The 17,500-nt window shown below is 45.5% G+C and carries 14 protein-coding genes; 10 read left to right on the forward strand and 4 right to left on the reverse strand.

Features of this window, described 5'->3' with window-relative positions; translation table 11 throughout:
* Nucleotides 1-124 precede the first annotated feature (124 nt).
* Both zwf and AC1DCV_RS26395 read right to left on the reverse strand, forming a co-directional pair.
* Nucleotides 125-1,630, reverse strand: a complete 1,506-nt coding sequence (gene zwf / locus AC1DCV_RS26390) for a glucose-6-phosphate dehydrogenase (protein ID WP_477025982.1) — start codon at nucleotides 1,628-1,630, stop codon at nucleotides 125-127.
* A gap of 155 nt (nucleotides 1,631-1,785) precedes the next feature.
* A complete protein-coding gene (locus tag AC1DCV_RS26395; RefSeq protein ID WP_477025983.1) occupies nucleotides 1,786-3,561 on the reverse strand; it encodes a glycoside hydrolase family 9 protein in 1,776 nt (591 codons plus the stop codon).
* 159 nt (nucleotides 3,562-3,720) lie between these two features.
* Here AC1DCV_RS26395 and AC1DCV_RS26400 point away from each other — a divergent pair, with 159 nt between their 5' ends.
* The 5 genes from AC1DCV_RS26400 (at nucleotide 3,721) to AC1DCV_RS26420 (ending at nucleotide 8,992) form a co-directional block, all read left to right on the forward strand.
* The gene (locus AC1DCV_RS26400) at nucleotides 3,721-4,323 is read left to right on the forward strand and encodes a Crp/Fnr family transcriptional regulator (protein ID WP_477025984.1); all 603 of its coding nucleotides are present in this window, start codon (nucleotides 3,721-3,723) and stop codon (nucleotides 4,321-4,323) included.
* Nucleotides 4,324-4,407: 84 nt separating this feature from the next.
* Nucleotides 4,408-5,187 carry a sterol desaturase family protein gene (locus AC1DCV_RS26405; protein ID WP_477025985.1) on the forward strand — a complete coding sequence of 260 codons (780 nt, stop codon included), beginning with the start codon at nucleotides 4,408-4,410 and terminating at the stop codon, nucleotides 5,185-5,187.
* 235 nt (nucleotides 5,188-5,422) lie between these two features.
* Nucleotides 5,423-7,426, forward strand: a complete 2,004-nt coding sequence (locus AC1DCV_RS26410; RefSeq protein WP_477025986.1) for a TonB-dependent receptor plug domain-containing protein — start codon at nucleotides 5,423-5,425, stop codon at nucleotides 7,424-7,426.
* Nucleotides 7,427-7,430: 4 nt separating this feature from the next.
* Nucleotides 7,431-8,504, forward strand: a complete 1,074-nt coding sequence (locus tag AC1DCV_RS26415; protein WP_477025987.1) for a cytochrome-c peroxidase — start codon at nucleotides 7,431-7,433, stop codon at nucleotides 8,502-8,504.
* A gap of 5 nt (nucleotides 8,505-8,509) precedes the next feature.
* Nucleotides 8,510-8,992, forward strand: a complete 483-nt coding sequence (locus AC1DCV_RS26420; RefSeq protein ID WP_477025988.1) for a molybdopterin-dependent oxidoreductase — start codon at nucleotides 8,510-8,512, stop codon at nucleotides 8,990-8,992.
* A gap of 19 nt (nucleotides 8,993-9,011) precedes the next feature.
* Here the strand turns inward: AC1DCV_RS26420 and AC1DCV_RS26425 are convergent, their stop codons facing one another.
* A complete protein-coding gene (locus AC1DCV_RS26425) occupies nucleotides 9,012-9,347 on the reverse strand; it encodes a winged helix-turn-helix domain-containing protein (protein WP_477025989.1) in 336 nt (111 codons plus the stop codon).
* A 125-nt stretch (nucleotides 9,348-9,472) separates the two neighbouring features.
* Here AC1DCV_RS26425 and eat point away from each other — a divergent pair, with 125 nt between their 5' ends.
* Genes eat through AC1DCV_RS26450 form a run of 5 tightly spaced genes read left to right on the forward strand, consistent with a single transcriptional unit; the run spans nucleotide 9,473 to nucleotide 15,365 of the window.
* Nucleotides 9,473-10,789: an ethanolamine permease gene (gene eat, locus AC1DCV_RS26430; protein WP_477025990.1), complete on the forward strand. Its 1,317-nt coding sequence runs from the start codon at nucleotides 9,473-9,475 to the stop codon at nucleotides 10,787-10,789.
* Nucleotides 10,786-12,144, forward strand: a complete 1,359-nt coding sequence (locus tag AC1DCV_RS26435) for a glutamine synthetase family protein (protein WP_477025991.1) — start codon at nucleotides 10,786-10,788, stop codon at nucleotides 12,142-12,144. The genes eat and AC1DCV_RS26435 overlap by 4 nt, the downstream gene beginning before the upstream one ends.
* Nucleotides 12,145-12,154: 10 nt before the next feature.
* A complete protein-coding gene (locus AC1DCV_RS26440) occupies nucleotides 12,155-13,291 on the forward strand; it encodes an iron-containing alcohol dehydrogenase (RefSeq protein ID WP_477025992.1) in 1,137 nt (378 codons plus the stop codon).
* A 2-nt stretch (nucleotides 13,292-13,293) separates the two neighbouring features.
* Nucleotides 13,294-14,004 carry a gamma-glutamyl-gamma-aminobutyrate hydrolase family protein gene (locus tag AC1DCV_RS26445; protein WP_477025993.1) on the forward strand — a complete coding sequence of 237 codons (711 nt, stop codon included), beginning with the start codon at nucleotides 13,294-13,296 and terminating at the stop codon, nucleotides 14,002-14,004.
* Nucleotides 14,001-15,365 (forward strand): aldehyde dehydrogenase family protein, encoded by a 1,365-nt coding sequence (locus tag AC1DCV_RS26450; protein ID WP_477025994.1) that lies wholly within the window; start codon nucleotides 14,001-14,003, stop codon nucleotides 15,363-15,365. The genes AC1DCV_RS26445 and AC1DCV_RS26450 overlap by 4 nt, the downstream gene beginning before the upstream one ends.
* Here AC1DCV_RS26450 and AC1DCV_RS26455 read toward each other — a convergent pair whose 3' ends face one another.
* Nucleotides 15,366-16,442 carry a hypothetical protein gene (locus AC1DCV_RS26455; protein WP_477025995.1) on the reverse strand — a complete coding sequence of 359 codons (1,077 nt, stop codon included), beginning with the start codon at nucleotides 16,440-16,442 and terminating at the stop codon, nucleotides 15,366-15,368.
* Nucleotides 16,443-17,500: the final 1,058 nt, after the last annotated feature.

The following is a 17,500-nucleotide window of genomic DNA, read 5'->3' on the forward strand; positions in this document are numbered from 1 at the left end:
TTACTGTTACATTACTCTTTTACTACACTCTTACTACACTCCTACTACTCTTTCACCGCACTATGAGCTTTATAATCATTCCAATTCCCTCGTAACACACTGTCAATCAACCTGATTCATGTGTTTACTTTATGCTTTCTTCCCTTGCAGACAACCGGAACCAATCTTTTGCATATGGCTTCAGTAAAGCCGTGGCAGCGGTAGGTCCCCAGGTACCTGCTTTATACAAATGCAGTTCTTTTGCGGGATACTTCTTCCAGGTATCTACAATCGGCATCACTACTTTCCAGGCAGCTTCTACCTGGTCGGCACGCATGAACAAAGTAGGGTTACCGTCCAACACGTCCAGCAACAATGCTTCGTATGCTTCGGGAATTGTTTCGGTGTAAGATTCCTGGTAAGTGAAGTCCATTTCCACCGGTTTCAGTTTCATTTTTAAACCGGGAACTTTACTTTCAAACAACAAACTTATTTCCAGTTCAGGTTGGATACTGATGATAAGCCTGTTTGGTGTGAGGTCATCTTTAAAAATTTTATGAGGAGAATCTTTAAACTGTACTACTATGACGGATGACTGTACCGGCATGGATTTACCCGTACGTAAAAAGAATGGTACTCCTTTCCATCTGTCGTTGTCTATAAACAGACGTGCGGCTACAAAGGTTTCTGTATTGGAGGCAGATTGTACATGCTCTTCTTTGCGATAAGGCAGGCGTGGGGTTCCATGTACGTTACCGGCGGTATACTGTCCGCGGATCACGTTTTTAAGCACCTGTGCCGGCGTGTATGGACGGATGGCTTTCAACACTTTTACTTTGGCGTCACGGATCAGTTCTGATTTATAGAATTCCGGGGAGTCCATAGCTACGATACACATTAATTGCAGCAAGTGATTCTGCACCATATCGCGTAAAGCGCCGGCGCCGTCATAATAACCACCGCGTTTGCCTACGCCTACTTCTTCTGCCACACTGATCTGTATATGATCAATATATTTTTTATTCCATAGTGGTTCAAATACATAGTTGGCAAAGCGGAACGCCATGATATTCTGTACCGCTTCTTTACCCAGGTAATGATCTATGCGATAGATCTGTTTTTCCGCAAACCGTTTCGTTAAAAAGCGATTGAGTTTTTTGGCGGTATCCAGGTCGGTACCGAAAGGCTTTTCTACTACGATGCGGTCGAGGTCATCGCGGTTGCAGAGGGTATGTTTATATAAGCCATCTGCGATGATTTCGATAAAGCGGGGCGCCACAGCGAAATAAAAGATCCGGGTACCGTTCTTTTTCTGCTTTTTGTCAAAAGCATCCAGCTTTCCTTTCAGGCCGGTGTAGGTTTCGGTTTTCAGGAAATCGCCCTGCAGATAATAAATGTTTTCAGCAAATCCTTCCCATTCCTTTTCATCGGCCTTTCCGTTCCTGCTAAACTCGTTGATACCTGCCAGCAGGTCAAGTTTAAAGGCGGCTTCATCTTCTGCCAGGAAGTCCACACAATAGATGGTAAATACAGGCGGAAGGTGCTTGTCTGTATACAAATTATAAAGAGCCGGAATCAGTTTTCTTTTTGTCAGATCCCCTTTAGCGCCGAAGATGGTGATAGCGGCGGGGATTATTTTTCCAGGTTTCATCTAAGCATCGGTTTATAGTGCTGTAATTTAAGCATCAATTCCCGGAATATGGCAATACAATTTTGCCGGCAACGGGTATCACCACCTCAACCGGCACTGACTGGGAAGATAACACCCCGCGCTGTAACTATTTTTTTTACAATATGAACCGGTCATCAACGTTTACGGACATATCCGGCGGGAAGCTTTAATGCTTCTATGGCATTGACCAGGTACACCATGGGGGCATTCCAGTTGATCGCAATTTCGTTGGATGCATAGGCCTGGTCGTGATCAATATAAGCGGTTTCCGGCGCTGTAAATTCGTACCGGACTTTATCCTGCATACCCGGATTAGGTCCTGCTACGAGCAAACCAGGTACCGGGTCTGTTATTCCATCTGCTACGGAAGGGCGATGGTGCGGATGCATAGGCGACTGTGTACCCGTTCCGGTTAAAAAAGAATAGTGGGTAGCATTACGGCCCAGTAAATAATCCAGGTTAGTCAGTGCACCATCTATATACTTCCTGTCACGGGTAAGCCTATACGCATTTAGCAACAGAACGCCTTCGTTGGCCGCCACAGAATTACTGCCCCATATAAAGTCGTGGGCAGTTTGCCCCATCACCGTCCGGAAAGCACTGCTGCCGGCCTTTTCTATATAAGTTTTGGCCAGCTCCAATACACGTGTACGCATGAGCGTTACTGTGGCATTGGTATTGGCTGGCAAATCTTTACTACGTAGAAAAGAATAATACCCCAGCATGGCTACGTCTGCCCAGTCGGGCAATTTTATTTTATCGCTCATGTGCTGTTGTATCACTTCAAAGTATTGAGGATCGCGGATGGTGAGATATAGCTCTGCTGCCGCCCATAACCATTCATCGCTAAAATATCTATCCCCATAAGGACCTGTGGTCACGGCCGGTGCATATATTTTATTGAGCTTATCCTGGTCATATGGCAGCGCGGGGAACTGTTTGGCCCAGCCCCATGCTTTGGCCGCGGCCTTGCTGCAACTATCAGCCAGCTGCGGGGTGAATGGTTTCAATACCCGTGCGGCCTGTGCTGCCACGGCTGCAAAGTCCAGCGTGGCGGCGGTGCCTTTTGCCACCACATAGCGCGGGGCTTTGGTAACACCCGGCATCACCATGCCATCAAAGACGGCATTGGTGCATTTGTTATATACCCCGCCATCGGCAGGGTCCTGCATGGTCAGCATCCAGCGGAGATTGTACATCACCTCATTCAGGATATCCGGTATGGCATCCGTGCTTTCCGGGATATTCGTTTTCAGCTGTTTAAAGTAATCGGGGAAATCTTCATACGCGGAGAGCAGTGTCCCCATGGTGATACCGGAATTAACGATGTATTTGTTATAATCTCCGGCATCATACCAGCCACCCGGCGTGGCTATCACGGTGCCTTCCGGGCGTGATGGGCTGGCGGCGCCGGCATGCACCAGCACCAACGTATCCGGATGCCCGGCCGGCCGATGCCATTTGCCGGCGAAACGCTCCTCCAGTGGCATGTCGGAACGTTGATAATAATATCCTTTCAGACTGGCCACGCCAACAGCATGATGTATTTCGTTGCCAATAATAAAACTCCGGGAATCTCCCGGAGAGGTGGAATTCACCGGTCGTACACCGGATACGAATATGCGATAGCTTCCGGGTGTGGTCAACGCTGAAAAGTCGGCGATCCTTGTTTTGGTGGCAGACCAGGCAGACGTTTTCTCTTCACTTAACATACCCCGGAAAACAGTATCCCGTTCCTTAATAATATAAAAATGGGGGTTCGAAACAGGCGCCGTCACCACCGCCACTTTCGGTGCATAAGGATAAAACCCTGACTGATTCAACTGGATGGTAGTAACGATTTGTTGGGCATGCCCGGAGAGTGCCGCCAATAATAGCAGGAAAGCGAGTGCCGCTTTATTTTTTAACATGGAATTTTATTTTAAAACAGACTGTTAATATAATCGATTTTTCAGGATTATTCAGGGCAATTACCATCTCCCAAAAATATACCCGTAAAAACATACCAGGCAGCAGTTTCGGGGAATTAAACTTACATTAGCAACTGGTTATTCCGGCAGTCAAGTTATATGAGTACATCAAAAACAACCTTGCAACAGCTATTATTTGAGTTATCAGGGGTATTGCCTGCTGACACTACCGCATTATTTGCCATGACCCGGATGGTAAAGCTGGAGGCCAATGAGATATACATCCGCGAAGGAGATACAGAAAGACGCCTTGCATACATTGAACAAGGCATCATGCGGGCATATATCATCAAGGATAACGGTGACGAAGCTACGTTGTTTCTACGCTGGGAACATCAGTTCATTGCCTCACACGACACCATTATAAACCGGCAGCCCTCCCGCTTCATTTACCGCGCGCTGGAACCCACCACCCTGTTGGAAATGGATTATGATGTACTGGAAAACATCTTAAAAACACATCCTGAATATGAGCCTTTGCGGAATTTTTTCCTGATGCGCATGTTATCTGAATCCCTGAAGATGATGGAATCCTTTGTAACGTTATCTCCGGAGGAGCGTTACCGTGCCCTGCTGACAGAACGTTTTGACCTGGTAAACCGGGTACCTGATAAATATATTGCTTCCATGCTGGGCATTACGCCCGTATCACTCAGCCGCATCAGAAAGCGTATGCATACCAAAGGAAAGGGTGGAAATTAACCTTTGTTAAGACGGGAAATTATCCTTTGTTAACCGCATCTGCCCCGCTCCTGCGCTAATTTTGAGACATAAAACTCATGGCTTATGGACCCGATAGTAACAGCTGCAGGTAAGATCTTTTTCCTTTCCGCGCTCAGGTATTTTGCACTGGCAGGCATCCCTTTCGCATTATTTTACCTGTTGATGCCCAACAAACTTAACCGTTTTAAGATACAGCAGAAACTGGCATCCAAAAAGGATTTCCTCCGGGAAATATGGTACTCCATGCAAAGCACCCTGATATTTACCATCATTACTATTGTCTTATTATTCACACCGCTGCGGCAGTATACGATGATTTATAGTCAGCTGTCAGATTTCCCGCTGTGGTATATAGGCGTGAGTGTGGTGTTGAGTCTTATTGTACATGACACCTATTTCTACTGGATGCATCGGATCATGCATCATAAAAAACTGTTTAAGCTCACACATGTGGTGCATCATGAAAGTACCAATCCCTCTCCCTGGACGTCTTATAGTTTTCATTTTGCCGAAGCTATTATTGAAGGCGGTGTGCTGGTGGTGATTGCCTGCCTGATGCCATTGCATCCGCTGTCTATACTGTTGTTTACGATCAGCGGCTTTATCATCAATGTATATGGACACCTGGGTTATGAAATCATGCCCCGCTGGTTCCGCCATTCCTGGGCATTTGAAGTATTCAATACTTCCGTACACCATAACCTGCATCATAAAAAGTTCAGGGGCAATTATGGTCTTTACTTCCGGGTATGGGATCGGACTATGGGTACAGAGCATCCTGATTATGTAAAAGAATTTGACCGTTTACAGGCCGCCCGCTTTGGTGAGCCGGTGAACGCATAAGCAATAAATAGTGATGGCAACTATCCGGCAATTCCGGGTAGTTGCCGTTTAATAATTCCACGTCATTGACTTTTCCCCATTTTCTCCCTATCATTGTACCCAATTCCTATCATACACCCTGACACTTCTTTTTTTTTCAAGCTTCCCTTTTTGGTCCCCGTGTTCATGTAATAGCAGCAGCGGAAAGCATTTTTTCATCGTTATTCAAAAAAATGAATAACGCCAAAGCAGGTACATGCAAAAAGTATTGATGACCGCTATTCTCCTGATAGGTGGTATTACACAAGTCGGCGCACAGTCAAAACAAGACAGCAGCAGCAAAGTATTTTCACTGGGTGAAGTAGTGGCCTACGGCAACCGACACGATTCTGTCAACACTGTCAGCATAGCGCAAATCCGGCAGTTTCATCGCCTGAATGTAGCCACCGCTTTGAATCTCCTTCCCGGCATCAGCCAGTCCAACGTAGGTCCCCGCAATGAATCCATGATCTACCTACGGGGATTTGATCTACGTCAAATACCCGTCTTTATTGATGGGGTGCCTGTATACGTACCTTATGACGGTTATGTAGACCTGGCCAGGTTTACCACTTTTAATCTCTCTAAGATAGTAGTGGAAAAAGGAGGCGCCTCTGTATTATATGGTCCTAACACCATGGGAGGTGTTATTAATCTCATCTCCTCAAAACCGGTACATGCATTGGAAATAAATGCCTCCGCCGGATGGCTGACTGGTGGGCACGAAGAAGCCATCAACATCGGCAGCCGCATAAAAAAATTCTACCTGCAGGGCGATCTGTCCCGCTATCAGCGTGACTATTACAATCTCTCCAATGATTTCAAATCTTCCAAAACAGAAGATGGTAATAAAAGAGACAACTCCTATAATGACGACTGGCGTTATGGATTCAAACTCGGCTATACCCCTAATGAAAAAAACGAACTAGCCATCGGATACTCTCACCAGGAAGGATCCAAGGGGTCGCCGGTATATACGGGAACGGATACACTGAATTCACAATATAAAAGCCCACGTTACTGGCAATGGCCCAAGTGGAATAAAGAAAGTATTTACTTCCTCTCCAATAGTAGTCTGACTGCAAAGAGCAACCTGAAGACAAGATTGTTCTATGATCGCTTTGTGAACCTGCTAAAAAGTTTTGATGATGCGACTTACAGCACACAAAAGAAACCTTATGCTTTCAGCAGTTACTACAACGACTATACGTTTGGTGGCAATATTGAATACGGGCAGGTGCTATCTGCTGCCAACAACTTAAAAGCAGCAGTGCATTTTAAACAGGATGTACACCGGGAACACAATGAAGGTGAACCGGAAAGAAAAGTGGCTGATAATAATTTTTCTGCCGGTATCACCGACCAGCATGCCTTTGATCAACACTGGACTTTACAGGGCGGCGCAGCTTTTAATTATCGTCAAAGCCTGGAAGCACAGAATTATAACAGTCAAACGAAAACGATTACTGACTTCCCTTCCAATAACAGCCACGCCGTAAACGCTCAGGCGAAGTTAATCTATGCCTTTATCACCGGTCGTATGCTCACCTTTTCGGTGGATCGGATGACACGTTTTGCCACCATCAAAGACCGTTATTCCTATAAGTTGGGCACCGCAATACCCAATCCTGATCTTCAACCGGAAAATACCTTAAATTTTGCTTTGCAGTATACCGATACGCGGATTAAAAATGTGAGCCTGGATGGCTCCATATTTTACAACCGCATTCAGAACGTGATTCAGCATGTGAATAATGTGGTGTATGATACGACAAAGCGTCAATGGCTATCACAATCGCAGAACAAGGGCAAAGCGGTGTACTATGGCGCAGAAGCAGCTATCACCTGGAATGTATCGACTGATTTTACGGCGGGATTGAATTATACATATATCAAACGGAAAAACGTCGATAATCCGAACATTCATTTTACAGATGTACCGGAACACAAAGCGATAGGCTGGTTGCAGTACAATATTTCCCGCTTCGGCTTTTTGTTGAACGGGGAGTATGATGCCGACCGTTACAGCAGCAGCTATGGCACCACTGCAGCGGGATTTTTCCTGTTGCATGGCAGTGCATTGATAAAAGTAGCCAACTGGTTAAAAGTGCAGGGCGGAGTAAACAACATTTTTGATAAAAATTATATGCTCACAGAAGGCTATCCTGAACAGGGAAGAAATTATTTTGCCAGGGTACTTTTCAATTATTCCTATTTTTAGAGAGATGAATACGCGCTGGCTACTTATTTTACTGGGACTTGCTGCCCTTCCTTTCCTGGGCAGCAGGATAGCTTTTGTGACAGAGTCATATACTCCCGTGTACCCGGCTTATTTCGGCAACAGAACAAATATTCCGGCAGATAATCCCCTTACCCGGGAAGGCGTTTATTTAGGACGGCGGTTGTTTTATGAAACACAGCTTTCTGCCGGCAATAAAATTTCCTGTGGTAGTTGTCACCAGCAAAAGCTGGCCTTTACAGATGGTAAGGCTTTCAGCACCGGTGTGGATAGTATCCGAACAGATCGCAGTGCCATGTCGCTGGCCAACTTGTTATGGGTGAGGAATTTTTTCTGGGATGGCAGGGCGGGCAGCCTGGAGCAACAGGCCGTGACGCCGCTGACGGCTCCGCATGAAATGGGACAGTCGCTGGAACAATCGGCCGAAAAATTACGCCATACGAAGGGCTATCCGGCCCTTTTCCGGGCCGCCTTTGGTATGGACAGCCTTACCGGCGATCAGATCGTAAAAGCCCTGTCGCAATTCGAAAGAACGCTGATATCAGCTAATGCTCCATACGACCGTTACCTGGAAGGGAAATATCAACCGGATGCTGCTACCCTGAGAGGGATGCAACTATTTATGTCTGCTCCTGCGCCGGAAAGAAATATCCGGGGCGCCAACTGCGGGCACTGTCATGGTAGTCCTAAGCTACATATGGAGCTGTTTCATAACAACGGGCTGGATAGTCTCCCACCGGATGCCGGCAGAGAAAAGCTGACCGGCCTGGCTGCGGACAGGGGACGGTTCCGGGTACCTACCCTTCGCAACATCGCCTTAACCGCACCTTATATGCACGATGGGCGTTTTCAGACGTTGGAACAGGTACTGGATCATTATAGTGAGCATATTATCAGCAGCCCTTCCCTGAGTCCGGTACTGCGTAATACCTCCAACGCCCTGGGCGGCAATTCGCTTCAGCTTAGTAATAGTGAAAAGAAAGATATCATTGCCTTTTTACACTTGCTGACAGATTCAACATTTATCAGCAATCCACAATTTTCAAATCCTTTTAATTAATCAGCATGACCTATAAACACATTGCTTTTTTTGTAACCGCTATGCTTCTTTCTGCCGTGGTACGGGCGCAATCTATTTCTGTAGAAGGAGAAGTAGCGCATCCTTTAAAACTAAGTGCAGCAGATATCACCGCGATGAAAAAAGTGGAAGTAGTGGCAGCAGACCGGGATGGGAAAGCGCATCATTACTCTGGTGTGCCGGTATATGAAATCCTGCAACAGGCGGGTGTTACATTAGGGCCACAATTACGCGGTGAAAATATGTCCAAGTACCTGCTGGTAAAATCCGGCGATGGGTATGAAGTATTGTTTTCCCTCCCGGAACTGGACAGCACTTTTGCTAACCGGGTGATTATATTGGCAGATAAAATGGATGGGAATCCGCTCCCTGCAGGGAAAGGACCTTTTCGTATAGTGGTGCCCGGTGAAAAGAAACCTGCCCGCTGGATCTGGGAGGTAACGACCATGACTGTACGATTTGCAAAATAAGACGACCGCTGTGCGGAAATTATTTATTCATCCCGGCCGCTGCTGTGGTCAGGAACTCCTGGAAAGCGTGGTTCAGTTCATGAAATAACCGGATGGCCTGCTCCCCTTCCTTTGTCAGCAAAGCCCCACCTCCATTTTTCCCTCCTCTTTCAAATATCACCAGCGGCCGGCTGGTCCGCTTATTCATCTGATCTACAAAATCCCAGGCCTGCCGGTAGGAAATCTTCATGGCCGTAGCCGCCTTCCTCAATGAACCCTGCTCGCTGATTTTTTCCAGCAACTCAATTCTGCCATAGCCCAGAAAAGGGCCCTGTTCCGTTTCAATCCATATGCGCCCGTTTGCAATCAGTTTCATGTTGTAATGTGTGGGTATGCGCCTAAAGATAGACGACCCTGTCTTAAAATTCTCCATCAAAATACTTACTGAAATAATATTTTATTTTATGTTATATTACGGTACACACAATCGAGATCTTTCTAATGACACAAAACAAGGGCTTAAAGAAAACACTGACTCCCTTTATGCTGTGGGGGCTTGGAGTAGGATACGTAATTTCAGGTATGTACTTTGGTTGGAATCTTGGACTTGAAAAAKGTGGCACCGGAGGTATGGCCATTGCCACCCTTGTGATCATGGTGATGTATGTAACCTTTACATTCAGTTATGCAGAACTGGCCTGCGCTATCCCCAAAGCAGGCGGTGTATTTGATTATGCCAACAGGGCCATGGGCAAAAATGTTGGGTTTATTGCCGGCATTGCCCAGGTAGTTGAATTTATATTGGCGCCTCCCGCCATTGCCTTTGCCATCGGCGCTTACTTCAATGCATTTTTCCCACAAGTCCCCATACTAGTCAGTGCCATTGCCATCTATTTTGTGTTTACTGCCTTGAACGTATATGGTGTAAAAGCGGCTGCTTCGTTTGAAGTGATTGTCACCATTTTTGCGGTAGGAGAATTACTGCTTTTTTCGGGGCTGTCGCTGCCAAAATTCCAGGTAGCCAATCTTACCAACAACGCCTTTCCGAACGGGTGGGGCGGCGCCTTTGCCGCTATCCCTTTTGCCATCTGGTTTTTCCTGGGCATCGAAGGCCTTGCCAACGTAGCTGAAGAAACAAAAAATCCGCAGCGGGATATCAGCAAAGGTTTTGGATGGGCCATCCTCACCCTTGCCATATTATGTATACTCATATTTGTGGCCGCCACCGGTATTGCCGGCTGGGAGGCCATTGTATATAAAAACGGTATCAGCGGAGAAACCTCCGACTCTCCCCTGCCATTGGCGCTGGCCAAAATAACCGGCGCCAACCACCTCATGTATCACCTGCTGATTACAGTAGGCTTATTCGGGCTGGTGGCCTCCTTTCACGGGCTTATCCTGGCAGCGGGACGATCTACCTACGAAATGGGCAGGGTACATAATTTGCCGTCTTTGCTGGGTAAAATATCACCCCGTTTTCATACCCCCGCCAATGCGTTGATTGGTAACATGGTAATTGGTATTTTAGCGTTACTTTCCGGTAAAACGGCCGAGATCATTGTCGTATCAGTTTTTGGTGCACTCACGCTTTATATCATTTCTATGGTGTCAATTATCATATTGAGAAAACGGGAGCCAGAATTACCAAGGCCATTCAAAGTGGCTTTCTACCCGGTATTCCCGGTGATCTCGCTGGTCATTGCCAGCGTATCTATCATTGCTATGTTCCTCTACAATCCTTTGCTGGGGGGCATTTATTTTTCCATATTGGCCATCGCCTTTTTGTTGTACAAAATATTTAAACCCGCCAATACATGACTACATCAGAAATATTAGCGTACGTAAAACAACACCCCTCCGGTAAAGTAAAAGTAGCGGTGACAGATATCGATGGCGTATTAAGAGGTAAATACATTGCGGCAGAAAAGTTTGCCTCCGTAGTAGAAAACAGACTCGCGTTCTGCGATGTGACCTTTGGCTGGGACATGAGCGACGTGGTATATGATAATGTAAAATTCACCGGCTGGCATACCGGCTACCCCGATGCACAAGTGAAAATAGATCTCAGCACCTTCCGTAAAATTCCCTGGGAAAATGATGTTCCTTTTTTCCTGGGAGATTTTGTACAGGAAGATAATGCCGCTACCTATACCTGTCCGAGACAGCTGTTACGCAAGGTGATGACAGACGCCACAGAAAATGGTTTTGTACCTTATTTTTCGCAGGAATTTGAGTGGTTCAACTTTACTGAAACACCGGATACCGCGCATCAGAAGCAATTCCGGGACCTTACCCCGTTAACACCAGGTATGTTTGGCTATTCCATTTTACGGAGTGCATTGAAGAATGAGTACATGAGCAGCCTGTTTGAACAACTGGTAAAATTTGACATACCGATAGAAGGTTTACATACCGAAACCGGACCAGGCGTGTATGAAGCGGCCATTAAATACGCTACGATATTACAGGCCGCCGATCAGGCCGTACTTTTCAAAACGGCCGTAAAAGAGATTGCCTATAAACATGGAGTAATGGCTACTTTCATGGCCAAGATCAATGAAAACCTGCCTGGCTGCAGCGGGCATGTACACCAGAGCTTATGGGATAAGGATAGTAAACACAATTTATTTTATGAGGAGAAAGATGCCCATAAAATGAGTGCTCTGATGAAAAGCTATATAGCCGGGCAGCTGCACTGTTTGCCGCAGATACTCCCCATGATCGCACCTACTATCAACAGCTATAAACGCCTCGTAGAAGGGGCCTGGGCACCTACTACGCTCACCTGGGGCATCGACAACAGAACGGTGGCCCTAAGGGCATTACCCGGCAATATAAAAGCCACCCGCCTGGAAACAAGGGTGGTAGGATCGGATACCAATCCCTACCTCGCGTTGGCCGCTTGTCTCGCTGCCGGCCTGTATGGCATCAGAAACAACCTGACCCTGGAAAAAGAAGCTACCATCGGCAATGGGTACAAAGACACCTCAAATGGTGTATTACCTCAGAACCTTCATATTGCCACGCAGCAAATGAAGCAGTCGGCGCTGGCGAAAGAATTATTCGGGGCCTCCTTCGTAGAACATTTTACGTTAACGCGGGAGTGGGAATGGAAACAATACGCGAAAGCAGTCACCGACTGGGAATTGAAAAGATATTTCGAAATCATCTAAGCATCAGCATATGGCATTTCAGTACAATTTTCCAACGACCATCCGTTTTGGCGCAGGCGCAATCAAAGAACTGCCTGCCTATTTACAAAAGAACGGACTCAAACGACCCATGATCGTCACCGATCCTACCGTAGCAAGTCTCTCCTTTTTCAAAGGCATTGTAGCAGACCTGCATGCACATCAATTTTCGGTAGAAGTATTCAGTGACATTCATAAAAATCCGGTCAAGAGCGATGTATACAAAGGCACGGAATTATGGGATGAAACCAACCGCGACAGCATCATCGGTATAGGTGGCGGCGCCGCCATAGATGTAGCCAGGGCCATTGTGCTACGGGTAAATCACCGCGAAGATCTCTTTAAATACGATGACCTCATTGGTGGCGACATCTACGTAACCAATGATGTTCCGCATTTCATCACCGTTCCTACTACCGCCGGCACCGGCAGCGAAGTAGGCAGAAGCGCCATCATTGCGGATGATGAAACTCACCAGAAAAAAATTCTCTTCTCGCCCAAACTCATGGCAAAAATAGTGTTCGCCGATCCGGAGCTGACGATGGAATTACCTCCTTTTATCACGGCAGCCACCGGCATGGATGCACTCACACATAATATGGAAGCATTCCTCGCAAAAAATCCCCATCCGCTATGTGATGGCATTGCGCTGGAAGGTATCTATCTCATCAATAAATCACTGATAAAAGCCACCAATCGCCCGGACATCGAAAGCAGGAGTAATATGCTGATGGCCTCTATGATGGGCGCCATCGCCTTTCAGAAAGGATTGGGTGTGGTACATTCGCTGGCCCATCCCCTGTCGTCCCTGCTGGATACCCATCACGGACTGGCCAATGCTGTTAATATTCCATACGGGATGCAGTTTAATATTGCCGGATTCGAAGACAAATTCCGCCGCATCGCCAGAACACTGGAGCTGAAAGAAGAAACCGGCGAAGCCGTGGTGCAGTACCTGTTTGAGCTGAATTCAGAAGTCAACATTCCCCATCATCTCCGGGAAATTGGCGTGAAAGAAGCTCATATCGAAACACTGGCAGACCTGGCCCTGGCCGACTTTGCCCATCCTAATAATCCTAAACCGGTGTCCAGGGAAGACTTTAAACAGTTGTACCTAAATGCGCTATAGACATGAAGAAAAAGATAGGGATCAGTCTTACAGAAGCCAGTGCTCCCAATTATGAAAACTGGTTTACGCCTGCTGACCTGGGTGATGACCTGGAACTGGTGATACTCTCCTACCTCCGCAACAACGTAGAAGACATCTCCACCTGTGATGGATTTGTATTAACAGGTGGGGTGGATGTATTACCATCTTACTATGGTGGTGCAGAAAATTATCCGCACCAGCCAGCTCATTTTTTACCGGAAAGAGATGCGTTTGAAAAAGTGATCTACGAATATTCACAACAACAACGCATTCCCGTACTGGGCATTTGCAGAGGGCTCCAATACATCAATATCCTGGAAGGTGGGAAAGTGTATGAAGACATAGGAGAAGCGGCCAATAAAATACATAAAAAGGGAGAGGTGGATAAAATACACGAGGTCCATATCCGGAAAGATACACTACTTCATACCATCACAGAAGTGGAAGCCGGCCAGGTAAACAGTGCACATCACCAGGCCATTCATCCGGAACATCTGGGTCATAACCTGATGGTGAGCGCCACTTCCGGCGACAACATCATTGAAGGCATTGAGTTCGAAGATAAAACAGACAAAGCGTTTATGCTTTGCGTACAATGGCACCCGGAAAGAATGCCTGAAAAGGAGGTGAATCCTCTCTCTCAAAAAATCAAAACACAATTTATTCAAGCAGTAAGAAACCATCAAAAATGAAGATCATAAATCCGGCTACAGGCGCAACTATTAAAACTATCCGGGATGACATGGATACGAAGCTGATAGACAAATATATGTTCCTCCGGTTGGGACAAGAATACTGGGTACAGGTGAGCCTGGCTGACCGCATAAAAATCATTGAAAAGTTTAGTTTGTTGCTGGAAAAAAACATTGAAAAACTGGCTGCCATACTTACGTCTGAAACGGGGAAGCCATTGCAACAGTCCCGCAATGAAATTAATGGCGCCAGAACACGCATACAATGGATGCTGGAGAATGCAGAAAAATACCTGGCAGATGAATGGGTCACCAATACTGATACACTCAAGGAAAAAATATCCTACGAGCCATTGGGCGTTATCTGTAATATTTCTGCCTGGAATTATCCTTATCTCGTAGGCGTAAATGTGTTTATTCCCGCGTTGTTAGCCGGCAATGCCGTATTATACAAGCCTTCTGAATACGCCACGCTGACGGCCATTGAAATAGATAACTTACTGAAGAAAGCGGGCGTGGACGAAAATGCATTCAAAGTAGGTATCGGCGGTAAATATGCAGGGGAACACCTGTTAGGTTTAAGATTTGACGGCTTCTTTTTTACCGGCTCCTATAAAACCGGCAAATACATCTATGAAAAAGTAGCGAAGAAAATGGTGCCTTGCCAGCTGGAACTGGGTGGCAAAGATCCGCTCTACGTGGCAGACGACATCACCGACATTGCTGCGGTAGCTGAAGCCACCGCCGATGGTGCCTTTTATAATAACGGACAAAGCTGCTGTGCAGTAGAGCGTATATACGTACACGAAAATGTATACGATGAGTATGTGGCAGCCTTTGTAAAAGCAGTACGCTCCTGGAAGCTGGGTTTACCTACAGACGAAGGCGTATACTTCGGTGCCTTAACAAGGTATGAACAACTGGAAGTACTGGAAGAACAAGTGAAAGATGCCAAAGCAAACGGCGCTACAATATTACTCGGTGGCAAACGTATTGTGCATGATGGAAATTTCTTTGAACCCACCATTATCGTAGATGTCAATAACAAGATGAAGGTGATGCAGGAAGAAAGCTTTGGCCCAATCATCGGCATCATGAAAGTAAAGACCGACAAAGAAGCCATAGAATTTATGAATGATACGGACTACGGCCTCACCGCTTCCGTATATTCCAGCAGCCAGGAGAGAGCCGAAACCATTCTCTCGCAGGTAAACAGTGGCACCGGCTATTGGAACTGTTGCGACAGGGTCACAGCAGGATTACCCTGGGCCGGCAGAAAACATTCCGGCATCGGCGCTACCCTATCACATCAGGGTTTACGTGCTTTTACAAAAACAAAATCGTGGCAAATGAAGGGCTGATTATTTTTTCACCACCACATAACAACCATCCAGCGCATGTTTGTCGGAGGTATCGAATCCAACTGTCAACAGCTGGAAAGGTAGTTGCCGGCGGCAGAAAAAGTTGAGTTTTCCCCACGTAATATTCTGGTAATAAGGTTTGGGGGACACAGCGTCTTTATCCGGATAATAATTCACCGGATGCTTAAAGTACAGTGTATCGTCTGTATAACTGATGCTATAGTATCCGGTACCTTCCCAGTGAGCAGGACGGCTCATAGGTGCCGGCGACATGATGGCAGGCCGCCGCGTGCGATTGTAAGACTCCTTCAGAAAATAATCGATCTGCATAAAGGCATAACGGTCCTGCCAGTCGTAGCTACCTGTTACCGGGAAATTATCGTCAATGGGATTGTAAACAGCAAAAGCAGCGGACCATTTGCTATCTGTGTTTATATGACTATCCAACAGTGCATATACCCGGTGTACCTGTTTATTTATGGAAAAGAAAAACGCCATCGCACCGGCAATTGATTCACTGTAATGCTCTACGCTCACGTCATCAGCGGCAGCACTTAAACTATCTATTAATACACGCAATGTAGCTGTTGGCATAGACAGATCAGCATTCTTTTCCACATATGGAAATGATTGCGTACTTCCCGTAATAAGATAATTGGTATAGTATTTTTCATACAGCAGATGCCCGCCGAGCTTATGTCCCAGCTCATCTGTGGCGCTGCTGTTATGTAAACTGTCCAATAATTTTCCGTTTGCATCCAACCGGTAATAAATCATGTTAATAATGCTGTTGGTATCCGGAGCGGAAATTTCTTCCATCCGGCTAACTACCACCAGCTGCTGTATGGAGTCGTAGTAAACGCGCCATGGTTTACCGGAAAAGAGTTGCTCTACCTGGTGATGGGGGGAGCTAACGTTTTCAGATAATGCAGGATAGCTTTTATATTTTTCTGGTAATTGAGAAAGAAAATAAGTGGGTGAGTTATAGTGTCGTCCGATGAAAAAGGCAATGGTCGCTATTATGGCGATGGCGCCCAGGGTTAAACAAATCAGGAGGTACATCTTTTTTCTTTTCATTTCAACATATCTAGATCAATTGTGGACAGATAGAACTTTCTGCTATCTATATACTTTGGCAAAGAAAAGGATTTAATCTTATATATGACAATCTGGAAACAAACGGCCGTGTTATCAAGGAACGAAACCTCTAMTATTCGATAGATAATTAACCGAAATAAATGATCAGCATCACGTGAGAGGCAATAAAACGGACAAATCAATTTTTCACATGCGAATAAACAATACTATTACAAGAGAAAGGTACGCCAAATGAAATATTTTTTCGATCAATTTGAGACCGCATCGTATGATTTGCTATAATTTTTGTTATTCCTGCTTAACAGATGCTTTAGAAAACGAATTGAAGGAAAAATACTTTTATCATTGCCTCGTAATAAAAATCCGCTACCGGACTAACGGTAACGGATTGAATTTTTCACACTAAAACTAGAGGCATGAAAAACTTTAATTTGAATGATTGGTTGGAGACTATTGGTCAAATAGTCCTTGTAACTCACATCATCCTAATGATTTTAGGTATGAAAATGAGAAAGTAAACATCATGTACGCAATGATTGCTCCCTGGCTCTAAGTTAGGGGGCATTTTTTGTATGCCTTAATCACTGCTATTCTGATCAATATTTAAAAATTACCCTATATTCCAATATATCATGTGGATATGAGGTTTTCATTCCACTTTACAATGGAGAGATACTCCATCAAGTTACGCATTAATCTTCATGCAAAGGTTCATCTTTTGCCAAAAACATTAAATATTTCAAACATACTTAAAGAAAAAAGTGGAGATTCCCAATATATTCATTCTTTCAATCGGCCTGTGTGCTGGTAATTATATGATCAGATTCGAAGATATTAATTACATATAAAACTGCAAAAATGGTTCTTCGCTTAAAATCGGATTAACGACTGATTAACAGATCCGTATTTCGAATTTCTAAGACTATTCCCATTAGTGGCTGCAGTGTTATAAATACTTCGGCTACTATCTTCAACTCATCAATCCCACAGTGATACTTTTCGGTATAGATGATAACAATAGAACCATAAAAAATGAA

The organism is Chitinophaga sp. 10T418 (genome assembly GCF_056394125.1).